We start from the raw sequence: 1,672 nt of genomic DNA, 5'->3' as shown, positions 1-1,672 counted from the left end.
GCGGGGTATGCGAAAGGACGTCGCACTGCGCGCGCGCGATGATGATCTGCAGGCGTTCCTTGGCAGCGGTGGCGCTTTTTGCCTTGGGCGGAAACAGGAAGGAAAGCAAAGCCATGTCATTTACCTCCGAAAATACGCTGGAGCAGGCCCGGCTTTTCATAGCTGGTAAAGCGCAGCGGCAGGTCTTCGCCGAGGAAGCGGCTGACCAGGTCCTGGTAGGCCTCAGACACGTCGGTCTCCTTCAGGTGGATCGCAGGATTGCCCTGGTTGGACGCGTGCAGCACCGATTCCGATTCAGGGATGATGCCGATCAGCGGGATGCGCAGGATTTCCTGAACGTCGGCGTACGACAGCATTTCGCCGGCTTCGACGCGCTTGGGCGAATAGCGGGTGATCAGCAGATGTTCCTTGACCGGTTCGCCGCCGCTCAGGGCGCGACGCGACTTGGCCTGGATGATGCCGAGGATGCGGTCCGAATCGCGCACCGAGGAAACTTCCGGATTGGTCACGATGATCGCTTCGTCGGCGAAGGTCCCTGGCGACCGCCGCGCTCGCGCGCGATGATGATCTGCAGGCGTTCCTTGGCAGCGGTGGCGCTTTTTGCCTTGGGCGGAAACAGGAAGGAAAGCAAAGCCATGTCATTTACCTCCGAAAATACGCTGGAGCAGGCCCGGCTTTTCATAGCTGGTAAAGCGCAGCGGCAGGTCTTCGCCGAGGAAGCGGCTGACCAGGTCCTGGTAGGCCTCAGACACGTCGGTCTCCTTCAGGTGGATCGCAGGATTGCCCTGGTTGGACGCGTGCAGCACCGATTCCGATTCAGGGATGATGCCGATCAGCGGGATGCGCAGGATTTCCTGAACGTCGGCGTACGACAGCATTTCGCCGGCTTCGACGCGCTTGGGCGAATAGCGGGTGATCAGCAGATGTTCCTTGACCGGTTCGCCGCCGCTCAGGGCGCGACGCGACTTGGCCTGGATGATGCCGAGGATGCGGTCCGAATCGCGCACCGAGGAAACTTCCGGATTGGTCACGATGATCGCTTCGTCGGCGAAGGTTCGATGCCGGCCGGCGAATCGCAGATGATGTATTCGAAGTCCATCTTTTGCAGGTCGCCCAGCACGCGTTCCACGCCTTCTTCCGACAGCGCGTCCTTGTCGCGGGTTTGCGAGGCCGGCAGGATGAACAGGTTGTCGCAATGCTTGTCCTTGATCAGCGCCTGGTTCAGCGTTGCTTCCTGATTGACGACATTGATCAGGTCGTACACCACGCGGCGTTCGCAGCCCATGATCAGATCGAGGTTGCGCAGGCCGACGTCGAAGTCGATGACGACGGTCTTGTGTCCGCGCAGAGCCAGACCCGATGCGAAACTGGCGCTCGACGTCGTTTTGCCGACGCCGCCTTTACCGGATGTCACAACGATGATTTTTGCCACAAAAGACTCCTTAGAAGATTGAATACTTGATGATGCGAATACTAAATTACCGAATTATTTGCTGGTGTTGATCGGCAGCACGTCGATACGGTCGCCGGTCAGGCGCACCTGCACCTGTTTTTGCGCCAGTTCGGGCGGATGACTGTTCTCAAAGGTACGGTAGACGCCGGCAATCGACACCAGTTCCGCTTCCAGGCTCGCCGCGAAGATACGGGCGCCGGTATTGCCGCTGGCGCCGGC

At 59.9% G+C, this 1,672-nt stretch carries 1 protein-coding gene and 3 pseudogenes; all 4 read right to left on the bottom strand.

Annotated elements, in window-relative coordinates; genetic code table 11:
* Nucleotides 1-116: 116 nt before the first annotated feature.
* Nucleotides 117-533: pseudogene (locus HLUSI_RS28905) on the bottom strand (septum site-determining protein MinD); the annotation flags it as partial.
* Nucleotides 530-637: pseudogene (locus HLUSI_RS28900) on the bottom strand (cell division topological specificity factor MinE); the annotation flags it as partial. The pseudogenes HLUSI_RS28905 and HLUSI_RS28900, both read right to left, overlap by 4 nt.
* Before the next feature lies 1 nt (nucleotide 638).
* Nucleotides 639-1,432 (bottom strand): annotated as a pseudogene (gene minD, locus HLUSI_RS28895) (septum site-determining protein MinD).
* A gap of 54 nt (nucleotides 1,433-1,486) precedes the next feature.
* Nucleotides 1,487-1,672 (bottom strand): septum site-determining protein MinC (locus HLUSI_RS28890; RefSeq protein WP_040503538.1); only part of this gene is annotated, 186 nt, incomplete at its 5' end.

This window comes from Herbaspirillum lusitanum P6-12 (genome assembly GCF_000256565.1).
Taxonomy (GTDB): domain Bacteria; phylum Pseudomonadota; class Gammaproteobacteria; order Burkholderiales; family Burkholderiaceae_D; genus Herbaspirillum; species Herbaspirillum lusitanum.
This window is presented reverse-complemented; position numbering and strand designations above follow the sequence as displayed.